The following is a 25,040-nucleotide window of genomic DNA, read 5'->3' on the forward strand; positions in this document are numbered from 1 at the left end:
AACCCGGATTCCACTATGGAACCCGGGTTTTTTTATGAAACATCGCAGAATGAACGGAATTTTTCTCGAACGAGCGGCTGTTGGGAATCCACCGATAGGATTTCACGCTCCGGCCAGCGCAGTGCGGTCAGCTTGCCGCCAAATACACAGCCGGTGTCGATATTGATGGTGTTGCCGATCGCGCGCGGCGCGCTGACAGGCGTATGGCCGTACACAACATATGCATCTCCTGCGTACTTTTTTGCCCAGTCGCGGCGGACAGGAGAGCCATCCGGATGTTTTTCACCTGTAATGTCTCCGTAAAGCACAAACGTTTTTACACGCGCATCAAATCGGCCAATATAGTCGGCACGTATCCCGGCGTGAGCAATCACAAGCCGCTGGTCTTCAAGCACGTGATAGAGCGGTGACTCTTCATACATAGACAGGAACCGTTTTCTAAGCAGGCGGTATTCATTGGCAGGCATGGAATCAAGCTCTGCCACTGTTGTTTCCAGTCCATGTGTTTCCTGAACGTTGTTGCCAAGAAAATACCGGTACAGCTTATTGCAGTGGTTGCCTGGCACAAAAAGGGCATTTTGCTCTTCAAACAGCCGGCAGACAACGTCCATTACCCGGACCGAATCCGGGCCCCGGTCGGTTAAGTCGCCGACGAAAGCCAGCGTCCGCCTATCCGGATGAATAGGGATACCTTCGTCCCATTTGTATCCAAGCGTATGCGTCAGCATATGAAACTCATCGAAACAGCCGTGTATGTCTCCGATAATATCCAGCTTCATTCAATCGCTCCCCATTCATTTTTGTCTACTGCATTAGTATAATCCGTTTGGAGAAAATTTAAAAGCCGGGCAAAAGCTGGCATGATATTCGTTGATTTTTTTGGCAATCATGATAAGATTAACACTAGGTACTAATAACTTGTATAAATGGAGGAGCGGATTTATGCTATTTTCACTTGAAGGAAAAACATTTGTCGTAATGGGTGTTGCCAACAAGCGCAGCATTGCATGGGGAATTGCCCGCTCTCTGGATGCAGCAGGAGCACGTCTTATTTTTACTTATGCAGGCGATCGTTTAGAAAAAAACGTTCGTGACCTGGCGGCAACACTTGAAAATCAAAAGGATCCGTTCATTTTACCATGTGATGTAACAGATGATTCCGCGATTGAAGAATGCTTCCGTGCCATCAAAGAAAAAGAAGGTGTCATCCACGGTCTTGCTCATTGTATCGCGTTTGCCAACAAAGAAGACTTAGACGGCGATTTTGTCGATACATCCCGCGATGGCTTTATGCTTGCCCACAACATCAGTGCTTACTCGCTGACAGCGGTAGCAAAATATGCGAAGCCTCTTATGACAGAAGGCGGCAGCATTGTGACACTGACGTACCTCGGCGGTGAGCGCGTAATTACAAACTACAACGTGATGGGTGTCGCAAAAGCGTCCCTTGATGCAAGCGTGCGTTATTTGGCTGCTGATCTTGGCAAAGACGGCATTCGTGTGAACTCGATTTCTGCAGGACCAATTCGTACACTGGCTGCAAAAGGCATTAGTGATTTTAATGAGATGCTGACTCAAATTGAAGAACGAGCACCGCTTCGCCGGACAACAACACAGGAAGAAGTAGGCGATACAGCTGTTTTCTTGTTCAGCGATATGTCTCGTGGCATTACCGGTGAAAACATTCATGTGGATTCCGGCTACCACATTACAGGCAATTAATTAAAAAAACCGTCCATATTGGGCGGTTTTTCTGCATATACTGGACAAAAAAGCGGAGGTGTGTGCATATGAAAAAAACACCTGGTCCCTTGCTTTATATTGGTCAGCCTCATTTGACACCTATTCAGCCCGTAATGCAGAAAATTGCTAAAGCAGAATCAGAGGGAGAAATTATCGAAGAGGTGAAACAAGAGGTTGAGGAAAAGCAATTGACGCCGCCGGTCCAAAAAAAAGAAGAAAAGTCAGGCGACGGCCGCTTAAAACCATTTCGGGAAATGAGTATAACAGAAAAAGTCGTTTACCTTGCTGAGCGGCGCATTCCGGTTCCGTGCCGTTTTGAGTGGAGTGGTCCTACGGTTCGGGGTGTTATTCAATCGTTTGATGAAACGTACGTATGGATACTTGATGAAGAAAGCCATACACCGGTGCAGGTTCCTATTGCTGACATTGTGTATATCCGTCTCGCTGGAACATAAAAAAAGCCGCCCCGTTAGTGGAGGCGGTAGATTTTAACGGCAGATATCAAGATCAACGTCTTTGATGCACTGAACCGCAATAAATTCATTTAGATCGACCGTTATGCAGCTTCGTGTCTTGTCAAAATTTTCGACTTTACACACCTGCTTTAAGCTGATACCTTCGTCGCAGGCAAGGTTAACCGGCTCATGATCATCATCAAGCGGCATAAGTACCCGCAGGCGCGCACAGCAGCTGTCAAATACATCTTCTACACGGAAGAAGATGGATACACAGCCGGCGTCACAATCATCAGCTTCATCTGGACTAAAGAAAGCAAAAAATGGCTTCCCTTTTTTTGTTGTCAGTGTAAACACACGTGTATCTGCATTGCGGCGGCGCGGTCCATCCAGGTCGCCCAGCGGCTCAGCGAAGCAGTCTTTGCAATCACGGCACTCTTCATCTTCTCGTGCGTCTTGAATATCACGGATCGCGCGGACAACTTCGCATACACAGCTCTCAAACTTGTCATCATCGCGATGCTTGTGGCATCCCATTGTGCATTCCTCCTTTAATATCGGTACATTATTACAGTATGAATTTCATTCAAAAAGGCATGGACAAATGCCGCATTGAATGGAATTTTTTTTTTGGTTTCGCACATACTGATCGAAAATGGAGGTGCGGGTATGAAAAAAACAGCATGCATTTTTTTAGTTCTTTTGCTGGCAGGGTGCGGACCCGAGCACGACGGGACGGCGATGATTGAAAAAGCAGATCCCGATGCTGTTCAGCTGGACGGTCATGATGATCAGCTGGCAGCAGAAATAAAAAAGGAAGCAGATTCTTTTGATGAGATTTACGATACAGCCGTTGTAAAAGGCACGAAGCAGCTGCTTGTAGCCTACAAAGTGCGCCATCTGGAGCGGTTTCGGATGAAGCAAATCGAAAAAAAACTGGCTGAACGTATGAAAAAAACGGCAGAGAAAGAAAAAGTAGAAATTGTTGTGTCAAGCGATTATAAGATTTTTCTTGAAGCAGTTCGTTTAAAAGAAGATATGGAAGCGGGACATTTTACAGAAAAAGAAGCGGACAAACGCCTGGCGGAAATTATTAAATTGAAAAAAGAAATGGCGTAGAGAAAGGAAGAAAAAGATGATCGCAATGTTTTTTTGGGCATTTGTCGTCGGCGGGCTTATTTGTGTCATTGGTCAGCTTATGATGGACCTTGGAAAGTTGACACCAGGTCATACGTTGTCGATTCTCGTTTCAGTCGGAGCACTGCTTGCAGGCTTTGATCTTTATGAACCGCTTGTAGGTTTTGCCGGCGCCGGTGCAACAATGCCGATTACAAGCTTTGGCAATTCACTTGTAGAAGGTGCGATGCAGGAAGCTAAGCTCCATGGAGTAGTCGGCGTGCTGACCGGCATGTTTGAAGTGACAAGCTCAGGTATTTCTGCTGCGATCGTGTTTGGATTTATCGGTGCCCTCTTTTTTAAACCAAAAGGGTGAACAGGGCCCATCCCTTTTTGCCCCCCTCTCATATGATAAGGAGAGAACAGTGAAAGGGGGAGAAATATATGGCAATGTATGGATGCGGCGGTTACGGTGGCGGTTATGGCGGCTCAAGCACATTTGTATTGATTGTTGTTTTGTTCATTTTGCTCATCATCGTCGGTGCGAGTTTTTATTGATGCATTAGAAGGAGGAGCGGACAATGAACGATAAATTTTTCGGCAATATTGAAAAAAAGACCGGCGTGCGTATGAGCGATATATTTGCACTCGTCGACTCTCTTCAATATGCTGATTTCAAAGATGAACGGACAATCCGTGCGGTTGTCGCGCAAACAGCCGCGCTTGCCGGGAAAAAAGTGCCGAAGCAGGTCGAAGATGAAATCGTCCGCACGATCTTAAAAGACGGCAAAAAGCTCGATATAAATACGATCACAAAGATGATCAAATGAGCCTAGAAAGAGAGCAGCAAAAACGCTGCTCTTTTTCCTATTTATACAGGTCAAATGATCTGTTTCTCAATTAAAGCGTTTACGTAAGGAATAAATAAGGAAAAAGCGAATATATATGGAGATTAATGAATATTTTATTGAAAGGAGCGAATAACATGGGCTACATTCTTCCAATCCCACAATTCCAATACAATGATTACAGAGAACGGGTTTTAAACGAAGCAGCCGTTGGGTATGCACCGATTGATCCGACTTCAAAAGTAACATTTGAAAAAGTGCTGCAAGACCGCACAGAGCCACAGGTCCAGTTAAGCACGGAAGAAATAAGAAGAAAACGGCAAAGTGAGCATGAAGCATTTCGTGTACATATGGCGCAGATCAGTGGAAGAGGCATTGAAATTGACCGTCTTGCATAACGAAGCAGCGTTTACATAAGCGCATAAAAAAGCGTATTCTCCTCATCGAGAACACGCTTTTTTGTGGTTACAGCGGTTTTGTCATCGTTTTATGCAAAATGCCTGCATCCAAAAACTCGCCAGATACGACTGTATAGCCGCGCTTTTCATAAAAGGGAATAGCATGAAGCTGTGCGTCAAGCTTAAGCATTGTGAGGCCGGCTACCGATTGAGCATGCTGCTCAATCGCTTCCATAATCAGATTGCCGGCGCCGCGCCCTCTTGCTTCTTTGAGCACACAAATCCGTTCCACTTTTCCAAATTCTCCGACAGTACGAAACCGGCCGGCGCCGCACGGCTTTTGCTCTTCATCATACAAAATAAAATGAACAGCTTCATCTTCCAGCTCATCAATTTCAAGTGCAGGCGGAACATTTTGTTCTCCTACGAAAACGGTTGTGCGTACAGAATACGCATCTTCCCGCTGATCAAGATCTGTTGTTTTTACAACGTTCACGTTTTATGCATCCTTCCCAAGTAAAAATGTTTCATAAACTGTCCATGAGCCATTCTCAAGCTGATACAGCAAATGAAAACGGTCTGCTTTTTCCGTTAAATCAATCGATTCCATCTGCAGGGCTCCATATACATCGGAATGTTCATCATTAGACAGCTTCTGGCCGATTGTAATGTGGGGAACGAATCCGTACGGCTCCTCACCTGGAAATTCCTCCGTATGGAGCATTTCATATAAAGAAGTGAGTGTATCGTTCGGATCCACTTTAAAATAAATCACGTTATTTACCGGTTCGAACGATTTAACTTTGCTGACGTGATACGAAAACGGCTGATGAAGCGAAGCAACACGGCGCAGCTGCTCTGCAATCTTGCTTATATCCTGTTCATCTGCGTCAAATGGGCTTTTTAACGTAATATGAGGAGCCACGAGCGCATAATGCGGATCGTACCGTTTCCGGTAACCGTTTACTTTATCCTGCAAAGATTTTGATGGAAAAATGACAATACCGTATTTCATGTTCATTCACTCCTTTAAAATAACCTTTTCTCTATTAGTATACCAAACGTTTTCAAAAATGCAGAATGGGAGGCAGGCCTCACTCGAACATTTTTAAAAGCGCCCGTTTCATGTCTTTTTGCCAGTAAGTCCATGTGTGATTGCCGGCAAACTCCTCATAAAAATAGTCGGTTCTTTTGCTGGATAGGAGCGAAGAAAGCGCCCGGTTCGGCGTCAGAAAGTCCGCCCGTTCGCCGTTTGTCATCAGCACATCTGTTTCTTCAGTGCCAATCACATGATAAAGAGAAGGAAGGGTTTCTGCTGATTCGGCTAAATTCATTACGGTGCTGTCCACAAAAGGCGAATGCATCAGGACGCGCCCGAATAAATCTGGATGTTTTAACGCTGCCATAAAGGAAACGGTACCAGCAAGGGAATCGCCCGCGAGCGCACGGCTAAAACGGTTGCCATGCCCCGGAAATTGCTCGTCCAAATAAGGGACAAGTTCATTGGCGAGAAAGCGTATGTATGCGGATTGCTGCACGCCGTCCGGATGATACTTTTCGCGCCGGTCGTGCTTGTTAAGATAGGGAATGCCAACCATAATCAATGGTTCTATCTCTTCCGCTTCGAGCAGTTCATCGGCCAGGCGCGGGAGCCGTCCAAGCTGAAAGTAGTCTTTGCCGTCCTGGCAGATTAAAAAGGTATACGAAAACATCGGTGAAAAGTCTGCCGGCACGTATACCAAAAAAGAAACGTCTTCTCCTAATTCGGCTGAATGAATAAAGTGATCCTGAATGGTTCCGCGTTTCATGTCAAAACCTCCTGTGAAAAATGCAGTCAGCTTATTGTACCATGACCAAAAGGGAATAAATGTTCTTTTTCAAGCAGAGGCAGCAGTGAGTATGGTATGATGAACAAAATAATGGAAACGGAGAAGGTGACAATGTGGTGAAAATCGGGACGCTCCGGCGCGCGCCGGAAATCGTGGCAGTTTTTGCGAGGCATGGCTTTGCCGGATACATAAAAGATCTTGGGCTGGCGGAAAAAATTCCGTTCACACGCTGGGCCGCCAAAGAACAAAATGTAAAAGGCGAAGAACTGCGGCGGGCGCTTGAAGATCTGGGTCCGACTTTTATGAAGCTTGGGCAGTTTTTATCCACGCGAACCGATCTGCTGCCTCCATCCTGGACAGAGCCGCTTGCCAAGCTGCAAAACAGTGCACCGGCAATGCCGTTTGATGATATTCGCAAAATTGTGGAGTTAGAAACGGGACAGCCGATTGCAGACTGGCTGTTGTATATAGAAGAAATGCCGCTCGGTGCCGCGTCAATTGGACAGGTGCACCGCGCTGCTTTAAAAGATGGAACAGAGGTTGCGATCAAAATTCGCCGGCCGGGCATCGAACCGGTGATTCGAAACGACATTTCGATTTTGCGCCAGCTGGCCAGCCTTGCTGAGCGAAACTCCGAGCTTGCGCGGCAGATCAGCTTAAAAGCGATTATTGATGATTTTGCGGCGGCCCTTGGCCGGGAAATGAACTACCGGCTCGAAGCCACCGAAGCGGCGGGAATGCGGGAGTCGATGAAAGATAAGCGTATTTATGTGCCGCGTATTTTCTCGGAATGGACGACCGAGCGAATGCTAGTGATGGAATTTGTGAACGGAAAATCACTGCGGGGCAATGTGATCAAAGAAATGGATGTCGAGCGGCGGCAGGAGCTTGCGCGGGCTTTGTCGGAAACTGTGCTGCGCCAGGTATTTATCGATGGCGTATTTCATGCCGACCCGCACCCGGGCAACCTGCTGCTTCTGGACGACGGCCGTCTTGGGCTGATTGATTTCGGTAACACCGGCCGGTTGTCAGAGGATATGAGGCATCTGTTATCAGACTGCTTGTTTGCCCTCGCTGACCGCGATGCCGCAGCGCTGTCGATGCTTGTGCTCGAACTCGGTGCGCGAAAGCCGGTCGAACGGCGCCAGCTTCAGCGTGATATCAGCCGCTGGATGGCGGGCTACATGGACATTGAGCTTGCGGAGGTACAAATGGGCGCTATGCTGCAGGAGCTCTTTGCTGTTGCTGGACGCCATCACATTTCCATTCCAAAAGATTTTGTTCAAGTGGGACAGGCTTTTCTGAAAGTGGAACAAACCGTCATTGCCCTTGATCCGGGCTCAAGCTTATCCGGCATGGTGCGCGATATGGCGAAGGAAGTGCTGTTTGGACGTATTCATCCGAAGGAAGTGATACGCGAATCCCGTTCATTTTTGCGCTTGTTTAAAATGGCCGCCAACAAGCTGCCGAGTATTTTAAATGAAACGCTGAATGAATGGGAAGGCGGCCAGCCGAAGCTGAAAATGCATGTAACCGCCGATAACAATCTGATGAGGCGCCTTGAACGGATGGCGTCACTCATTGTCCTCAGTGTGATTATGCTCGCTTTCAGTATTATTATGGCCGGCATTTTCGTCTCCATGGGAAACCAGTCACCGATTTCCGGGACGAACACGTATATTATCGCGCTCATTACAGCGTTTTTAATGACGGTTCTCTTTATGACCGTGCTGTATCTTATGTGGCGGAAGATTAAATAGAAAAAAGGAAGCCCTTGCCGTTTGACGGAAAAGGGCCCCTTTTTGTAATCAAGGCTCGGTATGGGCTATCAACCGCATACTACATACATAAAAGAAGAGTAATATGAACTTACATCAATAAAGATACATAAACTTGTTGACATGGAGGGCTTTATTGAATAAAATATAAATTGTCAGTAAACGATTCCTTAGCTCAGCTGGGAGAGCGCTACCTTGACAGGGTAGAGGTCGCTGGTTCGAACCCAGTAGGAATCATATCAAGCTTTGAAGCTTACAGTTGCACAGAGGTCAACTTGTGAGCCGGAAAAACCTCTCTGGAGGACTCTATATGGGTCTGCCAAGGAGGTTTTTTTGTTGTTAATTGAAAGGCGCACAAGCAGAAGGGACGAGGACTGAGCCTGCAAGGTCAGCTTTTTTTGTTTAGTTAAACCGTTCTTTTACGTATCTCGCTACAATAACAAGAAAAGAATCATTAAAAAGGAATGATAGTATTTGCGAGAATTTTATGTAATGCTAGCTATTTCAGGAGTTGGCTCTATCGCCACAGTGGCCTCTTTTATTTATTCATATAAATGGAACAAGGAAGAGGACGCTTCTTACAAAATTCCTTTCAAAAATAAACTAGTGTATGCTTTTTTAATTTTTGCATTTGGATTCATCTTTATTTTGTCTTTAATGGATTTGCCCAATGTTTTAACGAATAAGACCGAGCATTATGAAGGAAAATGCGAAGTTTGGGTCTACGGGGGCGGAAGAACAGCAGAAAGTATGGAAGTTTCCTTTGGTGAAAGGATGATTTCATTTTCTACTCAGGGTTACTCAAAAGTAAAAGACGGACTTTATTATTGTGAAGTAGACTATTATCCAATAACGGAGCAGGGGACAGCATTGAAACTTTATGAGTCTAAAGGTAAGAATCCAATAGACGTGGACTAAAAGAATCATTTAACAGCATACAATGTTTTTTAGTTAAATGGAGGGGTACTATAATTTAAAAATAAAATAGAAGTGTTTAAATGCCCTGCTTTTGGCCTCTGTTCCCAAGTTCATTCGTTTTCAAAGAAACGTAAAAAATGCTATAATCATAGTGTAAGAGAAAGAATAAATTAAAAGGCGTTTGCCTTCAAAGAAAGGGCTATCTCAAGCATAACAACTAATTGTATGTTGTCATAGGAAAGATAGGTAAGAGGCAGGATCTACTACAAAATACCATGCTTATAGGCATGAAGGAGATAGAACATTGAAAAAATTTATTACGGCTATACTTGCAGCAGCAATCGCGTTTTCACCGGTTGGAAGTGCAGTTTTTCACGATCAGTCTACAACCGTAGAAGCAAGAGGAAGCAAGGGCGGATTCAAGAGCACAAACGGCAGCGTGAACAGCCCTTCTACTTCAACGTTTCAAAATAAAAAAGCTAATTCAGCGGTATCTAATAAATCGACTTTTTCCACAAAGAAAAAGAACAGCTTTTTCTCAAGCCGATTAATGAAAGGACTTATGCTTGGCGGATTGGCAGGCTTAATATTTGGCAGTCTGCTTAGCAGCATGGGAATGCTTGGGTCTATATTAGGACTACTCGTTAATGTGCTCGCGGTTGTCGTGTTAATTGCGATTATCCGCAAGGTCTTCTTTAGAAGAAGAGCAAACCGTTACTATTCATAAAAGAAAGACCCTTCTGACAACAGAAGGGTCTTTTTGTTTTAGGAAAAGCAGTCCATTTAGTTACAACATCACTTCGGCCAAACGGGTATAAGACTGTACTTTATCTTCAAAGTTGTGCACGTTGGCAATGACGATAAATTCTTCTGTTTGATAGGCGTCGCTCAGGGCAAGAAGCTCGTCCCTTACTTTTTGCGGGGTGCCGACAATTATCCGTTTTCGGTTTTCTTTTATTTTTTCTTTATCTGCCTGTGTAACGATTTTTCGTTTGGCTTCTTCAATTGTCGGAATTCTTGTGTCTTCTCCTTTTTCAACGGCTAAAAGCCAGGCATCCTGGCTGAGGGCGATTTCATCTGCTTTTTCCTGAGAAGGCGCACATACAACAAAAATACAGACATTTACTTTTGGTTGCTTTAGCAGGGCGGACGGCTGAAAATCGCTTCGATATTGCTTCATGGCTCTTTGGCCGTTGTAAGGATTAATAAAATGACCGTATGTAAAAGCGGTTCCGTTTTCGGCAGCGGTCCGTGCACCGCGGTGGGTAATGCCCAGCATCCACATTTCGGGAAGCCCGCTTGTCTTCGGGTAGGCTTTTACCGCTTCATCTCGATCCGTTAAGTAACGATGCAGGTCTCTTACTTGTCTCGGGAATTCATTTAAGCTCCTCCGCACGCCGTCTGTAAGAGCCAGACGGGTATCGGCTGCACCACCGGGGGAGCGGCCGATGCCCAAGTCAATCCGGTTTGGAAACAGCGCTTCTAACACTTTAAAATTCTCTGCAATCTTATAAGGGCTGTATTGAGGGAGAAGCACGCCGCCTGACCCGACGCGGATCGATTTTGTTTGTGAGGCGATATGCGAAATGAGTATTTCTGGTGCGGATCCCGCCATTCCGTTTGTATTATGATGTTCTGCTGTCCAAAAGCGGGTATAGCCCATGGCTTCTGCCAACTGCGCCAGCTTCACGGTTTTCTTTAATGCATCCGCTCCCGTTTCGCCGGCCGCAATAACAGACTGGTCCAATACACTCAGCTTCATTTTATCCCAACCTTTCTAACCGTAAAGCTTTTAGTTTGTTTGATCAAAAGATAGATTATCGAGGGAGAGATGTAAAGAAAAGAGCTTAAAGAAGAGATTAATCAGGAAAAGAAAGGTAAAATAAAAGTGATCTATATTTTATGGCTTAGTTTACCAAAATATTTTTTTTGTAAACGGCATCAAATTAAACTAAGGGGGATAACGATGAAACCAGAAAAGCACATGCAGACACACGAGGAGTTGAATGGACCTGTAAAAAAGACGTCGGTGATCGGGCCGGGATTGATCGTGGCGGCCACCGGAGTAGGCGCGGGTGATTTAGTAGCAGCACTGATGGCGGGTGCTAATTATGGCCTGGTGTTTCTTTGGGCAATTTTGATCGGTTCTGTTTTGAAGTTTGCCCTAAATGAAGGGGTAGGCCGTTGGCACTTAACAAGTGGAAACACCATATTAGAAGGCTGGCACATGATGGGAAAATGGGCTACTGGCTATTTTGGTGTGTATTCCGTTATTTGGGGGTTTGTATATGGAGCTGCCGGTACAGCATCCTGTGCCCTCGCAATGGCCGCACTGTTTCCTCATCTTTCTTTAACACAATGGGCCGTTATTCATGGATTAGCCGGTTTTGGCTTGATTTGGTGGGGGAAATACAAGACATTTGAAAAGGTAATGAACTGGCTGGTTGGCATTATGTTTATTACGGTAGTAGGATCTGCTGTTTTGGTTGTACCTCAACTTGGTGACATTGTAGATACAGCTGTTCCCACACTTCCAGAAGGATCATTAGTGTATGCGCTCGGGTTAATTGGCGGGGTAGGCGGCTCTCTCACAATGGCTTCTTATGGGTACTGGCTCCAGGAAAACAAATGGCAGGGGCCTTCCTTTATTCGTGCAGTCCGCTATGATTCTGCCGTTGCGTATATTGTAACCGCGCTGTTTACCGCTGCCCTTCTCCTGTTGGGCGCAGGATTGTTATATGGAACGAATGTAAACATTAGCGGTGAAAAAGGATTGATCGATTTTGCTTCTATTCTAGGAAATGAACTGCATCCTGCTGTACGCTATTTATTTCTTATCGGCTTTTGGTCTGCTTCCTTCACCTCCGTTCTTGGAGTGTGGAATGGGGTTCCGTATTTATTTGCTGATTTTATCCGGACCATTCGCCATCAACATATCAGCAAGGAGGATTTGAGTAAAACAAAGGCGTATCGTTTTTACGTGCTATGGTTAACCTTTCCGCCGATGCTGCTTCATTTTATCGGAAAGCCGGTTTTTTTAATTATTGCTTACGGGGCGCTGGGGTCGATTTTTATGCCATTTATGGCAATTACACTGCTTTATTTGCTCAACAAGAAAACATACGTAGGAACGATTGACCGCTATCAGCGCTGGTCTAACCTTGCGCTGGGCATTAGTATTTTATTATTTATTGTGCTGACAGTGAATGAACTGAAAAATATCTTTTTCAATTAAAACAAAAAAGCAAGCTTTCTCCTGGAAGAAGAGCTTGCTTTTTTGTTTTATTTCCCATCCGTAATTTCTTTTAAAATTTCATAGGACCGTTTTTGCTTGTCCGGATCGTAAATATAAGAGACGGCCATAATTTCTTCTACATTGTACATATCCTGGAAGCTCGTCAGCTGATCGCGGACAGACTCCTTGCTTCCCATCAGTGTAACGCTGGACATGGAAGACGCCATTTGTTTTTCTGGTTCGCTCCACAGTTCGTCCATATTTTCTACAGGAGGGCTGAGCGGTACGCTGGAGCCGCGTACAACGTTTAAGAAAAATTGCTGCATCGTTGTAGACTCGAACTCGGCTTCCTCATCGCTTTCTGCTGCGATTACGTTCAAGCAGACGATCATATAAGGAGCGTCCAAATAGTCGGATGGCTTAAACCGGTTGCGGTAAATCGCAATGGCTTCTGCCAGGTACCTTGGTGCGAAATGAGCAGCAAAAACATACGGCAGGCCAAGCTCCGCGGCTAAATAAGCGGAATCGGTGGAAGAGCCGAGAATATAAATTGGGATATTGGTGTCGGCGCCCGGGTAAGCTTTCACATCGCCTTGCAGCGCGGCCGGACCAAAATATGTCAGCAGGCTGTTTACATCTTCCGGGAATGTATAAACCGTATCATGCTGCGAGCGTCTTAAAGCGCTGGCTGTTTTCATATCCGTGCCCGGTGCACGCCCGAGGCCTAAATCGAGACGGTCGGGATAAATAGTCGCCATCGTGCCGAACTGCTCAGCGACCACGAGAGGTGAATGGTTCGGCAGCATAATACCGCCGGAGCCGACGCGAATATGCTTTGTGTGCTCAAGGGTATGCTTAATTAATATGGATGTAGCAGAACTTACAAGAGTAGGTGTATTGTGATGTTCTGCAATCCAGTAGCGGCTGTAGCCCATTTTTTCTGCCGCCTGCGCTAAATCGATCATAGAGTCAATCGCTTCTTTTGGCTTTTGTCCTTTGCGGATAGGGGCCAAGTTTAAAACCGATACAGGTATGTGTATATTTGACATTTCATTTTGTCCTTTCTGGATGAAGTTTCTTTTCTATCGTAACAGTCCAAACATCCAAAACAAACTGAAATGCTTAGGGTCCCTAAAGGTCTGTTTTCCTATAAAGAGTTAAGGGATTTACTTCCAGTAAACTGAACCGTCCCAGCGGTAAGCTTGAAGCAGGTCCGTATTAATCTCAACTCCGATTCCTATCCCGTCTGGAATCGATACGGAGCCGCCGGATGGCGTAACAGGCACGAGGTCGGAAAACGGATTTTCCATTACGTCCCACTCAACGGGTTCAATATTTTCCGCATTCATTTTTGTCCAGGGAGCCAGGCTAGCCTGAGCAAAAAGCGTATACAGCCGTGAAAGCGCACCGTCGTAACTGTGAGGAGATACTCTAACTCCGAAATGCCGGGCAAGCTGCAAAGCATCACGGAAATCGTTGATACCCGTCCCATGCAGAATATCCGGCTGGATGATATCAAGCGCATTTTCGGTTAAAATCGGCAAAAACTGTTTGGCGCTTTTTATGTTTTCGCCGCCTGCAATCGGTACAGAAAGGCTGGCACGCAATAGCTTATACTCGGGCAGGTTGTTCAGCGGCATGGGCTCCTCCAGCCACAAAAGATTAGCCCAATTTGATAGGTAAGGTTCCCATTTGCGGGACGCTGCCATATCGTAGCTCTGGTTGGCATCCAGAATAAGCGAAATTCGTTCTTCGGTCATTTTTTGCAGAGACTGAATATGTGTAAGGTCGTCTTGAAACGTTCTGCCGCCAATTTTTACTTTTACGGCCCTAAACTCCTTTTGAATTGCTCCTTCTACAAGCTGTAGAGAGTGGCCGATCCAATCGTCCCGGTCCGAATAAGATTGAAAGGAAGCGTACACGGGTATGCGGTCCCGCCATTTTCCTCCCCACAAATCACAAACCGAGAGACGGGCAGACTTTGCGGCTATTTCCGTTAATGCCATACTGACTGCAGCGGCCGCCCGCTTATGCCATTTTTGAATGACGGACACTAACGGCAGGCGATCAGCGGCCGATTTTCCGATTAAGTACGGGATAATTCTTTCTGTAAATCCGACATGCAGGGCAGGCAGCCAGTCGATGCATTCTCCCCAGCCGTCAACACCGGATTTGGTAGTAATGCGGATGAGGTAACACGATCTATATTTCTTAGGGCCATTCGCATCTCCGTAAGGGGCGGCAAGACGATGAAGCAGGGGAAACGTTTCAATTTGTTCGATTTGCATAGCGGACCCACCTTAAAAAGTTTATGATCACGTTTATACGACGGTTCTATTCTGTACGTTCGTTTTGAATTTATGCGCAAGCAGGCGGGCGGAAGAGCGGAAAACGGGGAGAATGCTGAATGAGTTTTGTGCTGATCGAAAAGGGAATAAGCAAAACAAAACCGTTTTTCACTTTCAGCGGTAAACTGTAAAACAAGTTAGGTGATAGGGCGAATGACAGATTTTTTAAAGCATTTTTCAGACCTCCAGCTCGCATGGTTTATTGGATTATTTGCGGCAGTCATTTTGGTGAATATGGTATTAAAAGGATTTTTCAATGCTATGTCTGCTAAAAAAATAGGCGTGAAAAAAGGGGTCTTCACTTCCATTTCCTCTCTGTTAAACTGGGTGACCTTTTACTGTTTGATTCTCCTGTTTTTGCTTTATTTTTCAAAAAGCAGCTGGCTGTTTTACCCGCTATATTCTAATGGCGATGTGGATGTGTCTCTTTTTTTAATCATTATGGCGGTTATGATTGTGTCGCTGGCTGACCGGCTTTTAAAACTTGTGATGAGGTATGTGCTGACGCCTGTTTATGATTATTACCGGGTCGACAGGGGACTCGGCTATACCTTCAATCAAATCATTTATTATATGGTTATGATTGTGGCACTGGCGGTCAGCTTTACGAGTGTCGGCATTGATTTAACCGCTCTTGGGGCTTTGTTTGGTGTGCTTGGCATTGGGATCGGTTTTGGCATGCGGAATGTGGCGGGTAACTTTGTTTCTGGCATCATTATTTTATTTGAGCGGCCGATTGAGGTAGGCGAAGTCATTCAAATCGATAAAAAAATCGGCCAGGTAGAAAACATCCGCCTGCGATCCACAATTGTCCGGACAGCGAAAGAAGGCGTTTTGATTGTGCCGAATCAGTACTTTATTGAACAGATTATTAAAAACCGGACCGGGGCGGAAACGATGGCCCAGGTGTCGGTCAGTGTCGAATACGGAGAGGACACAGAAAAAGTAGAAGCCCTTTTGCAGGAAGCAGCCGTGAAGATAGCGGAGAGAATGGATGGAATTTTATCTGTGCCTGCTCCGGATATTCGGTTTGTGGATTTGCGCAGCCGGTCGATGGATTTTTTAGTAGAGATTCCGGTTACAAGTTTTGAAATCAAGGAGCAGGTGGAAAGCCATCTCCGTCACTCTGTTGTCCAGCTTTTTAGGAAAAATGATATTACGCTCGCTTCCCCTGCAGTTGATCCAGCGCTTTTTAAATATGAATGATTTTTTCTGTCTGGCCTGAGCAGGAATCTTTTTTTCTATTCGTCTAGTTGATTAGTTTTCTGAGTGATGGGTAATAAGAAAAAGATTGAACAAAGAGAGGAGAAACGGATAATGGCAATGAGAATTATAGGCGGTGTCTTTCATGAGCATGAAGCGGTGATTAAAGTCATTGAAGAATTAAAGCTGAAAGGATACAGCATTGATGACATTTCCGTTTTTGCAAAAAGCAGCAAGGACGTACGCGATATTGAACATGAAACAAATGCAGATATTATTACAGACAGCAGTGAACGTCTGGAACATGCAGAAAGAGGAGCGGGCATCGGTGCTCTTTCCGGCGGCCTTCTCGGCGGATCACTCGGTGCGATTCTTGGAGCAGGCTTGATTGCAATTCCAGGCATTGGACCGATTGTGGCAGCTGGACCGATTGTTGCCGGCCTGACTGGAGCGGGTGTCGGTCTGGGAAGCGGTGGTATTATTGGAGCGCTCGCCGGAGCGGGTATACCGGAGGAAAAAGCAAAAGAGTATGAGCGTTATTTAAAGGAAGGAAACATTGTAGTGCTTGTGGATGCTAAAGAAAACCATGAAGCCGAAATCAACCGTATATTCGAAACACATAATACGGCTACAAGAGCGACGTATCGGAACCATAGAGAACGATAATTCAGCTCAAGCTTTCATGATCCATAAAAGAAAGAGCCGCCTTGCGCTGACAGCAGGGTGGTTTTTCATTTTGTTCCTCATTATCCATTTTATGAAACTAATGGGGCGATTCAATCGTATAGGAATAAAATAAAGCGGGGGATGACATGCAAAAAAAAGTAGAGAAAAAGTTAGTCAGCTTATGTACAGGTGAACTATTCGCCGCCGTTCTTTTTGCAGGTATGTGGATTATGTATATAGGGATAATGGAATGGACAAAACCATACTTAACCTCTTTGCCACCTTTATATGCGTTTGGTTTATTAGAACTGATTCTGCTGCAGGGAAGCATGTATTGGTTTTTGAAGCTGAGGCAGATCAAGCGCAGGAGCCGTACCCGTTTGCCCGAAGGTCAGCGGCAAATGTTCCAATGGTTTAAACGGATCGATCAATGTTTGATTGGTGTTGGTGTTCTTATTCTTATCAAGCAGCTGCTCGAATTTCCTGCAACATTTTATTGGTTTTTGTTTTTATACGTATTTGCCCTTATTGAATACATTAATTATTTTCATATTCGGCTTTCTTACCAAACGAAAGAGGAAATCAAAGATTTCCTTCGTCAAAAAGAATTTAGGCGGTCGAAACTGGCGGACGAATTAAAGTATTTTAACTGATCGATTAAGGCTTCAAGACAAAAGCTTTCCTCTCGAGGGAAGTTTTTGTTTTTGCTCATATCAGCTTGTTCTTGCGCGCTGCGGCGGTTTTGATGGAGACGCAAGAGAAGGGAAAGAAAATAAAAGGATTGTATTTAAAGGAAGATTTGATATAATACCTCTATAAATGTTAACGTTAACATAAAAAGAAATTTTGGTTATTCTGCTCAATGTCAAGGTTTATGTTGTAGGCTTTCTTTTTGATAAATAAAAATGTTAACGTTAACATTTTGATGAAAAGGAAAGGAGCTGAGGAGAAAAGCCGCCCGCAGGCCGAACATCCTATGATAACAGAAAATAAGTATCGTCTTTTTGTAAGCGTTTTAGTATTGTAGGGAGGAAAGACTTTCTATTCGCCAGTCGCCAAACCAAGAATAGAAAGCCCTTTTGAAAGAACATTTGTCTCCAGTATAGCAGATTTCAAGCAATCACTTCAATGCACAGGAGGGTTATGATGAGTACTGTTTTTGCAGCAGATCCTGCGCCGAAAGGACAGGAGACCAAAAAAGAAAAGCTGAGTTTAAAAGAAAAGGTTTCTTATGGCATGGGCGATTTTGGAAACGGTTTTATGTTCGATTTAGGCCAGTTATATTTGTTGAAATTTTTAACGGATGTAGCCGGTATTTCAGCCGCTGCAGCAGGCACCATTTTTCTGGTCAGCAAATTGTTTAATGCAGTTATGGACCCGCTTGTCGGCTCCTCGATTGATTATCGAAAAAACATCGGCAGGCGTGGGAAATTTCGGCCGTATCTTTTATTCGGCAGCTTAGCACTTGCCATCGTTACTGTACTGCTTTTTATCTCACCATCTGTACCGCCCGCAGGCAAGCTTGCGTATGCGTATGCCATTTACATGATGTGGGGCGTTGCTTATTCGTTTACAAATATTCCGTACGGCTCGCTGGGTGCGGCCATTACGCAAAATGCGGAGGAACGGACGTCTCTTGCCACATTCCGTCAAATCGGTTCACTGGGCGCCCTGCTCATTACAAGTGTAATTGTGATGCCGCTGATTGTGCAGTTTGACCGTGCGGAAGTCGGCTATCCAGTTGTAATGGGAATTATGTCGGTCATCGGGATTATTGGATTTTTCATTTGTTACCGGAATACAAAAGAGCGCATCGTCGTAAAAGGAGGGCCAAAAGAAAAGCTGTCGTTTAAGTCAATTATCAAAACATTCATTACGAATAAGCCGCTTTTGACACTAATCTTGATGACGATTTTCTCTATCTCTGCTTATAATATCAAATCAGCGTTGCTTGTGTATTTTGCAGAATATAACCTAGGTAACGTGACACTCGTTGCTAACATGAGCTTTATTATTATCGGCTCTTCCTTTCTAGGTGTGATCTTCATGCCGAAGCTTGTAGCCCGGTTTGGGAAAAAGCGGACGGCCATGCTTGGGTTCGGCATTTGTATTGCAGCCGATTTGCTGAACTTTTTTATTCCGACGAACATTTACTCATTTACCATTTTATCTGCGATTGCGTTTATCGGGATCAGCATTCCGAACGGTATTACATGGGCGCTTGTTTCCGATATTATCGATTATGGCGAATGGGTTTCGGGAGAGCGGAAAGAAGCGACTACATACTCGTTGTTTAACTTTTCACGCAAGCTTGCCCAGTCTTTGGCTGGTTTTTTATCCGGTATCAGTTTAACACTGGTCGGCTATGTGCCAAATGTGGCGCAGTCAGCTGGTACGCTGCTCGGCATTAAAGGGATGCTGACGCTTTATCCGGCTGCAGCGCTGACTATTGCGGTTTTAATTATCGGATTTATGTACAAGCTTACGGATGAAAAGCATGCGCAGATTATTAAAGATCTTGAAGCAAAAATATAATGGGGATGTAGGGTGCTCAAGGAACGGCTATGGTACTATTAGAGGAAGTAAATCTTGAGTTCTAAAGGGTGAATGGAATGGTTACGATTAAAGATATTGCAAAACTCGCAAATGTATCCCACACCACCGTTTCAAGAGCGCTGAATAACAGTGTATTGATCAAGGAGGATACGCGGAAAAAGATACTGGATTTAGCCGCCCAGCTGAACTATACACCCAACTACAGTGCTAAAAGCCTTGTTTTAAAAAAATCGTATACGATCGGCTTGTTTTTTACGAGCATTTCAACGGGAACGTCGCCAAGCTTTTTTGCCGAAACGGTAAAAGGAGTAAACAGCGTAATTAGCGAGGAATTCAACTTGTTTGTGCGCGGGATCGATGATTATAAAGATTATGCGTCGATTACAAAGCTGCGGTTTGACGGAATTATTTTGATGAGCCAAAGTGAAGTGGACAACACGTTTGTATATCATGTTCTGCAGCAAAAAATCCCGCTTGTGGTCTTGAACCGGCAGGTCGAGGAACAAAAAGCGATCAATATTTTGTCAAACGACCGGGAAGGGTCATTTCAGGCGGTGGAGCATTTAATTCAAAACGGCCATACAAAAGTTGCGATCATCAAGGGGATGAAAGGATTTAAGTCGACGGTAGAGCGGAAAGAAGGATATATGGAAGCGCTTATTCGCCATCAGCTTCCTGTTGAGCGCCATTATATTGAATGCGGAAGCTATGATATGCCGAGCGGTTATGCGGCAATGGAGCGGCTTCTGGCACAGGAGGACCCGCCGACGGCTGTTTTTTGCTCCAATGACGACATGGCGATCGGCGCAATGAATGCCGTGTTTGCGCATGGATTAAAAGTGCCAGACGATATCTCTATTGTTGGCTTCGATGATATTGGCTTTTCCCAATATACCACGCCAAGCTTAACGACTGTAAAGCGTCCGATTGAAAAAATAAGCGTTCAAGGTGCGAAGAAGCTTTTGGAGCTTATGGAAGGCTCGGCGGAAACAGAGGAACGGATTTTTGTAAATACGGAATTGATGATCAGGAATTCTGTCAGTAAACAAAAAAAATAAACCCAGGCGGCTTATTTTTTTATATGGTAAACAGACAGCCCGGGCCTGCTTATTCTGTAAAGCAAAGAAATGCAGCAGGGAAAGCTTTTTGCTTTTTCGTTTCATGAAAGGACTTGGCGGGATTTGAACCCGCAAGATACACAATAGTCATTCCAGGAAGCTATTGGCCGCTCTCGCCGTTGAGCTACAAGTCCGTGTTTTTAGTATAAACAAATAAAGAAATCTTATACACAGATGAACGGAATGTTGAAGCCCGCACCTAAAAAAAAGGACTGATATGAATCATATCAGTCCTTTTTTTGCCCGAAGGCTACATCATGAATCGTACCGCTAGAGATCATTGAGCTGTTTCAAGCGTTGACCAAATGAACGGCGAATTACTGCTGAACGAGTCTAACGAGCAGGTGAGCCAGCTGGTGCTGCTGCTCTTCGTTTCCGACTTTCCAAAGCTCTTGAAGCAATTTTTCCTCACGGTTGCGCGGTTCCTCATGCGCTGCCAGATAATCGGCTACTTTTTGCGCTGTTTTTGCAAGCTGCTCTTCATTCATGCCCAGCTTTTCACCTTTTTCCACTTTCTCGCTAAGGTAATTTTTAAAGGTGTCAAAACTTGCCAGAATGTCTTCTTTTTTATCTTGACCCATTGACTGTACTTTTTCTTCTACTTGACCTTGCGTTTCTGGAATTTCATTTCGATTTAAGTCTGCCATGTAACATCTCTCTCCTTTCGGTATTCCTTATTTGGTTGCCCCATTTGGAGAGAAATCAAACATAAAAACACATCTCAATGTGCTGGTAAATGATGCAGCCCTTTTACAGAAGGGGGTCTAGCAAAAACGTTTTTTATTCATAAAAGACATGTTTCTGAAGAACATCAAGCGCATGCGCGATCGTATCCATTTTTTCGTTGGTTGTGTCTCCAATTCGTTCCAAAAATCGTGCATGAATTTGCTTAAACACTTCATCCATCATGGCTCGTCCGTCCGCTGACAAGTGAATGAACTGCTTTCTGCGGTCTTCCTCACTTTCTTTTCGTTCAACCAGCCCTTGCTCAGTGAGCTTTTTGAGCTCACGGCTCGTATTCGGCATGGAGATATGAAAACATGAGCTGATATCACTCGGTGTAAGAGGCTGACGGCTGACGGCAATGTGCTCGAGGATGCTGTACTGAAGAGCTGTCAGCCCTTCAGGCCTTGCATCTTTTGTCAGGTCGTGCTGAACGCGGTGGACTGAGGCAATAAAAGAAACAAAGTGCTCGAATAATGTATCGCTGGTCATTGTTTTCACCTCATATCGGTACGATATCAAATTGATTATCGAAAAACAATTATCAATTGACAACTTTTTAATCTCCTTATATGATTTAGTTATCAAATGATAAGTAAGGGGGCGGTGCTTTGAATGTATTGGTGATTTATACGTATCCTCACCATAAAAGCTTAAATGGCGCTTTTTTGCAAAAGGTGATCGACGGCTGCAGTGAAAATGATCAGGTGCATGAAGCGAAAGTGATAGACTTGTACAAAGAAAACTTTCATCCAGCTTTACTATTTAATGAAACGAAGCGGCGCCGGGATATGCATAAGGATCCGGACCTGGCTTCCTACAGAGAGCTGATCACCTAGGCGGATAAGCTTGTGTTTGTTTACCCTATCTGGTGGGGAAGGCCGCCGGCCATGCTGCTTGGCTTTATTGACCGAATGTTTGCAGCAAACTTTGCGTATCGTGACAGGCCTGGACTTTTCCCAGAAGGGCTTCTGGCAGGGAAATCGGCGGTTTGTGTATCAACGATGAAAGGACCGGCACATTATCCACGGTTCTGGCTCAATAATGCGCACCAAGTATTGATGAAAAGGGCCCTGTTTGGCATTGTCGGCATTAAACGGGTAACCTTTTTTGAGTTTGGCAATATGGAAAAGAAAGATGGGGATCAGGAAAAAAAGCCCTCCTTCATCAAGGAGGGCCCAGGCTATTTTATTCAGATTCAATATCTGCATCGCGGACGATATTTTTTCCGTAAAAAATTTCATCCATTTCATGATGGAGCTTTTCGGTAATATTTTTAATTTCTTCTTTGTCTAAATCGTTTTTCGTATGACCGAACAAATAGTTATCCAGGTCAAATTCGCGCAGTTTACATTTTGTATGGAAAATATTTTCCTGATAAATGTTCACATCAATCATATGATACAGATTTTTTACATCCTTCGGAATGTAGTTTTGAATGGAATTAATATCGTGATCAATAAACAGCTTATTGCCGTTAATATCACGCGTAAAACCGCGCACGCGGTAATCCATCGTCATAATGTCTGTATCAAATGAATGAATAAGGTAGTTGAGTGCTTTTAGCGGAGAGATTTCGCCGCAGGTGGATACATCGATATCAGCCCGGAATGTGGAGATTCCTTCGTTTGGGTGATACTCCGGATACGTATGAACGGTAATATGGCTTTTATCAAGCGCCATCACGACCGTGTCAGGCAGGGGACCTGGTGACTCTTCCTGTGATTCCCCGCGCGAGTCTGGGTGAACAGGCCCTTCTGAAATGAGCATCGTTACGCTTGCACCCTGCGGGATATAATCCTGCTTGGCAATGTTTAACACGTGAGCACCGATAATATCGGTTACCTTTTTTAAAATTTCTGTCAGCCGGTCTGCGTTGTATTGTTCATCGATATATTCAATGTACGCTTTTCGTTCTTCTTTTGTTTTTGTCCAGCAAATATCGTACATATTAAAGCTGAGCGATTTTGTCAGGTTATTAAAATCGTGCAGCTGAATACCTTGGCTTTGTTTAATGACCATTGTTACGCACTCCTTTGTTTCCATAATGGATATGTTTATGTTACCCGTCCAGACGAGGAAAAAACAACCCTTTCCCTTTAAGAAAAAATTTCACAAAAAAGAAGCGGAAAAGCATCCGCTTTTTTTGACTCATTAAATGTCCATTTCCCAGCGTTCTTGTTCGGTTTTCTTTAGCTGGTCTTCTGTTTCCTTCGGGTGAACAGTGCGGAATTTATGATGATCCGCCGGTATAATTTCTACCATCTTGGCAATCATGTCCGCCGGGTCGAATTGGTTCTTCAGGGCTTCTTCCTGCCGTTTCATATCTTCTTTCCGGGTAAAATGCGTTTCTTCATTGAACCATTTCCATTTTTCTTCAGCACTTCGGTCGTTAAAGCCGGTTGCGTACGCTCCAGGGTTGATCGTCGCCACCTGCACGCCGAATTCCTTCAATTCCGCCTGCAGCGTTTGGGCAACCCCTTCAATCGCATGCTTGGTCGCGGTGTAAGGACCTACATAGGGTGTGGCTGAAATACCGGCCATGGAGCTCATAAACACAATTTTGCCCTTGCCGCGCTGGACCAGCTGTCGGGCTGCGATCTGAACGGTTTCGAGCGTCGCAAAAACATTTACTTCAAACAGGGCCCGAAAGCGGTCCATTGGTACTTCGGCAAGCGGACCGCCTTCGTTAATCGCCGCATTGGCAACGAAAATGTCAAAATCATAGTCCGCAATCTGGGCAGTATCACGCGGATTGGTAATATCAAGCTTAATTACATCGATATCAAGGTCCTGCTCCTGAACTTCCTGAAGCAGGTCTGTTTTTTGGGCGGTAATTTCAGTGGCCGCAATTACGCGATGGCCTGCTTGGGCCAAGCCGATCGCAGCTCCTCGTCCGAGCCCTGTTCCTGCGCCCGTGATGAATATGGTTTTTTTCATATGTATGCCTCCTGTTAAAAGAACGTGTTTCTTTTGACGTTCCCTCTTTACAGGCAGTAAAACATTAAAATAGAACAGAAAAAAACACAGCAGATTAAGCTAACGCCCTTTTTTCGGCATACAGTTTCAAAAAAATGGCTCTAACAATAGGGCCGACTACAAGCAGCTGCAGAGGAAGAGCAAACAGAGCGTTTTTCCAAAGTGTATCTGCATAGAGCTGGGGAAAAGCAGGTGTAATGCCTACATTCACCACAACACCATACAGAGACATAAATAAAACCATAAAGAAAATCATGAAGCAGGACATGCATAAAATTTTCTGGATTGGTTTTGTTTGCTCGGTTGTGATCTTGTTCAAAAGAAGCCGTGCAGCAGGACCCGCTACGAATACATCCAGCAAAAGAGCAACGGCAAATCCGGGAATCAATCCGGTAATCAAGTGCCCAAAAAAGTGTGAAGAAAAGCCTTCGAGCAGCAGAAGGTTATACATACTCATAAAAATGACCATGCCTGCACACATCAACATGGTAAACATGAATTTTTCCTTTTTTGTTTGTCCCATTATTCAAACTCCTTTTTTATATTGTCAACATCGTTGACGATTTATTATATCGGCTCGCTTTCTTATTGTCAACGGCGTTGACATAAAGTGAAAGCCTCTTTATTGTTAAGAAAAGACTATTAGAAAAGGAAGGTTGATTATGCAAAAAAAGAGCTATTTACCGGATTTGCTAAGTGACAAACACTTGCTGCTCCGCCAAAAGGTTCGAATGCTTTGGCAACAGTCAGGCAGGGAAGATGTGACACTGGCAGAGTCGCACTTGCTCAGTCTACTTGAGCAGCAGCCGGAAACCATCGCCGGTGCTGCAAGAAAAATGAATATTTCACGCCAGGCCGTTCATCGATGTGCTAAAGGGCTTATTGAAAAAAAATATATTGACGACAAAACGATACAAAAAAATGAGCGTGACAAAGTGCTGGTACTCACGGACAAAGGCAGCGCTTTTTGCAGGGAGATCATTGAGGTGAAGCAGCAAGTAGAAGAAGAGATTGCCGAAAAGATTGGACATGAAAACGTAATCTGGCTAAAAAAGCTGCTGGAGGAGAACTGGGACAATAAAATCATGTAAATGAGCGGCGGCTTATATGCAAACGCTGTCCTTTTT

At 44.6% G+C, this 25,040-nt stretch carries 30 protein-coding genes, 2 tRNA genes and 1 pseudogene; 19 read left to right on the forward strand and 14 right to left on the reverse strand.

From position 1 onward, the window contains the following. Nucleotides 1-32: 32 nt before the first annotated feature. Nucleotides 33-779, reverse strand: coding sequence for a bis(5'-nucleosyl)-tetraphosphatase PrpE (gene prpE / locus RIN81_RS00570; RefSeq protein WP_309086830.1), 747 nt, complete (start codon nt 777-779; stop codon nt 33-35). A 163-nt stretch (nt 780-942) separates the two neighbouring features. Between prpE and fabI the strand changes: the two genes are divergently transcribed. Both fabI and RIN81_RS00580 read left to right on the forward strand, forming a co-directional pair. After that, entirely contained in the window at nt 943-1,722 is a 780-nt protein-coding gene (gene fabI, locus RIN81_RS00575; RefSeq protein WP_309086831.1) for an enoyl-ACP reductase FabI, read from the forward strand. A 68-nt stretch (nt 1,723-1,790) separates the two neighbouring features. After that, entirely contained in the window at nt 1,791-2,198 is a 408-nt protein-coding gene (locus RIN81_RS00580; protein WP_309086832.1) for a CotO family spore coat protein, read from the forward strand. Nucleotides 2,199-2,231: 33 nt separating this feature from the next. Here RIN81_RS00580 and RIN81_RS00585 read toward each other — a convergent pair whose 3' ends face one another. After that, on the reverse strand, nt 2,232-2,735 hold the full coding sequence (locus tag RIN81_RS00585; RefSeq protein ID WP_309086833.1) for a CotY/CotZ family spore coat protein: 504 nt from the start codon (nt 2,733-2,735) through the stop codon (nt 2,232-2,234). A 132-nt stretch (nt 2,736-2,867) separates the two neighbouring features. On the opposite strand from RIN81_RS00585, the gene RIN81_RS00590 reads away from it, so the two are divergent. The 5 genes from RIN81_RS00590 (at nt 2,868) to RIN81_RS00610 (ending at nt 4,560) form a co-directional block, all read left to right on the forward strand. After that, on the forward strand, nt 2,868-3,317 hold the full coding sequence (locus RIN81_RS00590) for a sporulation protein (protein WP_309086834.1): 450 nt from the start codon (nt 2,868-2,870) through the stop codon (nt 3,315-3,317). 16 nt (nt 3,318-3,333) lie between these two features. After that, nucleotides 3,334-3,690 (forward strand): stage V sporulation protein AE, encoded by a 357-nt coding sequence (gene spoVAE / locus RIN81_RS00595; protein WP_242232356.1) that lies wholly within the window; start codon nt 3,334-3,336, stop codon nt 3,688-3,690. Nucleotides 3,691-3,758: 68 nt separating this feature from the next. After that, nucleotides 3,759-3,872, forward strand: coding sequence for a YjcZ family sporulation protein (locus RIN81_RS00600; protein ID WP_285879211.1), 114 nt, complete (start codon nt 3,759-3,761; stop codon nt 3,870-3,872). 23 nt (nt 3,873-3,895) lie between these two features. Continuing rightward, entirely contained in the window at nt 3,896-4,144 is a 249-nt protein-coding gene (locus tag RIN81_RS00605) for a stage VI sporulation protein F (protein ID WP_309086835.1), read from the forward strand. Between the two features lie 155 nt (nt 4,145-4,299). After that, a complete protein-coding gene (locus RIN81_RS00610) occupies nt 4,300-4,560 on the forward strand; it encodes a hypothetical protein (protein WP_309086836.1) in 261 nt (86 codons plus the stop codon). Nucleotides 4,561-4,627: 67 nt separating this feature from the next. Here RIN81_RS00610 and RIN81_RS00615 read toward each other — a convergent pair whose 3' ends face one another. The 3 genes from RIN81_RS00615 to RIN81_RS00625 all read right to left on the reverse strand — a co-directional run bounded on the left by RIN81_RS00615 (nt 4,628) and on the right by RIN81_RS00625 (nt 6,368). Continuing rightward, complete coding sequence (locus RIN81_RS00615) at nt 4,628-5,056, reverse strand: GNAT family N-acetyltransferase (RefSeq protein ID WP_242232353.1); 429 nt, start codon at nt 5,054-5,056, stop codon at nt 4,628-4,630. A 3-nt stretch (nt 5,057-5,059) separates the two neighbouring features. Further along, nucleotides 5,060-5,575 (reverse strand): YjcG family protein, encoded by a 516-nt coding sequence (locus tag RIN81_RS00620; RefSeq protein WP_309086837.1) that lies wholly within the window; start codon nt 5,573-5,575, stop codon nt 5,060-5,062. Nucleotides 5,576-5,654: 79 nt separating this feature from the next. Further along, complete coding sequence (locus RIN81_RS00625; protein WP_309086838.1) at nt 5,655-6,368, reverse strand: alpha/beta hydrolase; 714 nt, start codon at nt 6,366-6,368, stop codon at nt 5,655-5,657. A 134-nt stretch (nt 6,369-6,502) separates the two neighbouring features. Between RIN81_RS00625 and RIN81_RS00630 the strand changes: the two genes are divergently transcribed. The 4 genes from RIN81_RS00630 (at nt 6,503) to RIN81_RS00645 (ending at nt 9,812) form a co-directional block, all read left to right on the forward strand. After that, on the forward strand, nt 6,503-8,149 hold the full coding sequence (locus RIN81_RS00630; protein WP_309086839.1) for an ABC1 kinase family protein: 1,647 nt from the start codon (nt 6,503-6,505) through the stop codon (nt 8,147-8,149). A 182-nt stretch (nt 8,150-8,331) separates the two neighbouring features. Beyond that, nucleotides 8,332-8,404 (forward strand) — tRNA-Val (locus RIN81_RS00635). 237 nt (nt 8,405-8,641) lie between these two features. Continuing rightward, a complete protein-coding gene (locus RIN81_RS00640) occupies nt 8,642-9,085 on the forward strand; it encodes a hypothetical protein (protein ID WP_309086840.1) in 444 nt (147 codons plus the stop codon). Between the two features lie 304 nt (nt 9,086-9,389). Then, complete coding sequence (locus tag RIN81_RS00645) at nt 9,390-9,812, forward strand: hypothetical protein (RefSeq protein ID WP_251270521.1); 423 nt, start codon at nt 9,390-9,392, stop codon at nt 9,810-9,812. A gap of 60 nt (nt 9,813-9,872) precedes the next feature. Here the strand turns inward: RIN81_RS00645 and RIN81_RS00650 are convergent, their stop codons facing one another. Further along, nucleotides 9,873-10,847, reverse strand: coding sequence for an LLM class flavin-dependent oxidoreductase (locus RIN81_RS00650; RefSeq protein ID WP_309086841.1), 975 nt, complete (start codon nt 10,845-10,847; stop codon nt 9,873-9,875). 204 nt (nt 10,848-11,051) lie between these two features. On the opposite strand from RIN81_RS00650, the gene RIN81_RS00655 reads away from it, so the two are divergent. After that, a complete protein-coding gene (locus RIN81_RS00655) occupies nt 11,052-12,320 on the forward strand; it encodes an Nramp family divalent metal transporter (protein WP_309086842.1) in 1,269 nt (422 codons plus the stop codon). 47 nt (nt 12,321-12,367) lie between these two features. Here the strand turns inward: RIN81_RS00655 and RIN81_RS00660 are convergent, their stop codons facing one another. Both RIN81_RS00660 and RIN81_RS00665 read right to left on the reverse strand, forming a co-directional pair. After that, complete coding sequence (locus RIN81_RS00660) at nt 12,368-13,369, reverse strand: LLM class flavin-dependent oxidoreductase (protein WP_309086843.1); 1,002 nt, start codon at nt 13,367-13,369, stop codon at nt 12,368-12,370. Nucleotides 13,370-13,486: 117 nt separating this feature from the next. Further along, a complete protein-coding gene (locus RIN81_RS00665; RefSeq protein WP_309086844.1) occupies nt 13,487-14,608 on the reverse strand; it encodes a mandelate racemase/muconate lactonizing enzyme family protein in 1,122 nt (373 codons plus the stop codon). Nucleotides 14,609-14,821: 213 nt separating this feature from the next. Here RIN81_RS00665 and RIN81_RS00670 point away from each other — a divergent pair, with 213 nt between their 5' ends. The 5 genes from RIN81_RS00670 (at nt 14,822) to RIN81_RS00690 (ending at nt 20,151) form a co-directional block, all read left to right on the forward strand. Further along, nucleotides 14,822-15,874 (forward strand): mechanosensitive ion channel family protein, encoded by a 1,053-nt coding sequence (locus RIN81_RS00670; RefSeq protein ID WP_309086845.1) that lies wholly within the window; start codon nt 14,822-14,824, stop codon nt 15,872-15,874. A gap of 111 nt (nt 15,875-15,985) precedes the next feature. Further along, a complete protein-coding gene (locus RIN81_RS00675; protein ID WP_309086846.1) occupies nt 15,986-16,537 on the forward strand; it encodes a general stress protein in 552 nt (183 codons plus the stop codon). A 146-nt stretch (nt 16,538-16,683) separates the two neighbouring features. Next, nucleotides 16,684-17,190, forward strand: a complete 507-nt coding sequence (locus RIN81_RS00680) for a hypothetical protein (RefSeq protein ID WP_309086847.1) — start codon at nt 16,684-16,686, stop codon at nt 17,188-17,190. A gap of 493 nt (nt 17,191-17,683) precedes the next feature. After that, nucleotides 17,684-19,072: a glycoside-pentoside-hexuronide (GPH):cation symporter gene (locus tag RIN81_RS00685; protein ID WP_309086848.1), complete on the forward strand. Its 1,389-nt coding sequence runs from the start codon at nt 17,684-17,686 to the stop codon at nt 19,070-19,072. Between the two features lie 77 nt (nt 19,073-19,149). Continuing rightward, nucleotides 19,150-20,151, forward strand: coding sequence for a LacI family DNA-binding transcriptional regulator (locus RIN81_RS00690; protein ID WP_309086849.1), 1,002 nt, complete (start codon nt 19,150-19,152; stop codon nt 20,149-20,151). A 108-nt stretch (nt 20,152-20,259) separates the two neighbouring features. Here the strand turns inward: RIN81_RS00690 and RIN81_RS00695 are convergent. The 3 genes from RIN81_RS00695 to RIN81_RS00705 form a co-directional block, all read right to left on the reverse strand. Further along, nucleotides 20,260-20,345 (reverse strand) — tRNA-OTHER (locus RIN81_RS00695). A 183-nt stretch (nt 20,346-20,528) separates the two neighbouring features. After that, complete coding sequence (locus RIN81_RS00700; RefSeq protein WP_375164482.1) at nt 20,529-20,792, reverse strand: DUF3243 domain-containing protein; 264 nt, start codon at nt 20,790-20,792, stop codon at nt 20,529-20,531. 199 nt (nt 20,793-20,991) lie between these two features. Then, nucleotides 20,992-21,426 (reverse strand): MarR family winged helix-turn-helix transcriptional regulator, encoded by a 435-nt coding sequence (locus RIN81_RS00705; RefSeq protein WP_309086851.1) that lies wholly within the window; start codon nt 21,424-21,426, stop codon nt 20,992-20,994. A 119-nt stretch (nt 21,427-21,545) separates the two neighbouring features. Between RIN81_RS00705 and RIN81_RS00710 the strand changes: the two are divergent. Next, nucleotides 21,546-22,205, forward strand: a pseudogene (locus tag RIN81_RS00710) (NAD(P)H-dependent oxidoreductase). Here RIN81_RS00710 and speD read toward each other — a convergent pair. The 3 genes from speD to RIN81_RS00725 all read right to left on the reverse strand — a co-directional run bounded on the left by speD (nt 22,123) and on the right by RIN81_RS00725 (nt 24,436). Beyond that, a complete protein-coding gene (speD, locus tag RIN81_RS00715; RefSeq protein WP_309086852.1) occupies nt 22,123-22,956 on the reverse strand; it encodes an adenosylmethionine decarboxylase in 834 nt (277 codons plus the stop codon). The pseudogene RIN81_RS00710 and the gene speD overlap by 83 nt on opposite strands. Nucleotides 22,957-23,088: 132 nt before the next feature. Continuing rightward, entirely contained in the window at nt 23,089-23,874 is a 786-nt protein-coding gene (locus RIN81_RS00720; RefSeq protein WP_309086853.1) for an SDR family oxidoreductase, read from the reverse strand. A gap of 94 nt (nt 23,875-23,968) precedes the next feature. After that, nucleotides 23,969-24,436, reverse strand: coding sequence for a DUF2798 domain-containing protein (locus RIN81_RS00725; RefSeq protein WP_309086854.1), 468 nt, complete (start codon nt 24,434-24,436; stop codon nt 23,969-23,971). Nucleotides 24,437-24,575: 139 nt separating this feature from the next. On the opposite strand from RIN81_RS00725, the gene RIN81_RS00730 reads away from it, so the two are divergent. After that, on the forward strand, nt 24,576-25,004 hold the full coding sequence (locus tag RIN81_RS00730) for a MarR family winged helix-turn-helix transcriptional regulator (RefSeq protein ID WP_309086855.1): 429 nt from the start codon (nt 24,576-24,578) through the stop codon (nt 25,002-25,004). Nucleotides 25,005-25,040: the final 36 nt, after the last annotated feature.

The sequence above is a fragment of the Domibacillus sp. genome (assembly GCF_031181085.1).
In the GTDB taxonomy this organism is placed as follows: Bacteria; Bacillota; Bacilli; order Bacillales; family Domibacillaceae; genus Domibacillus.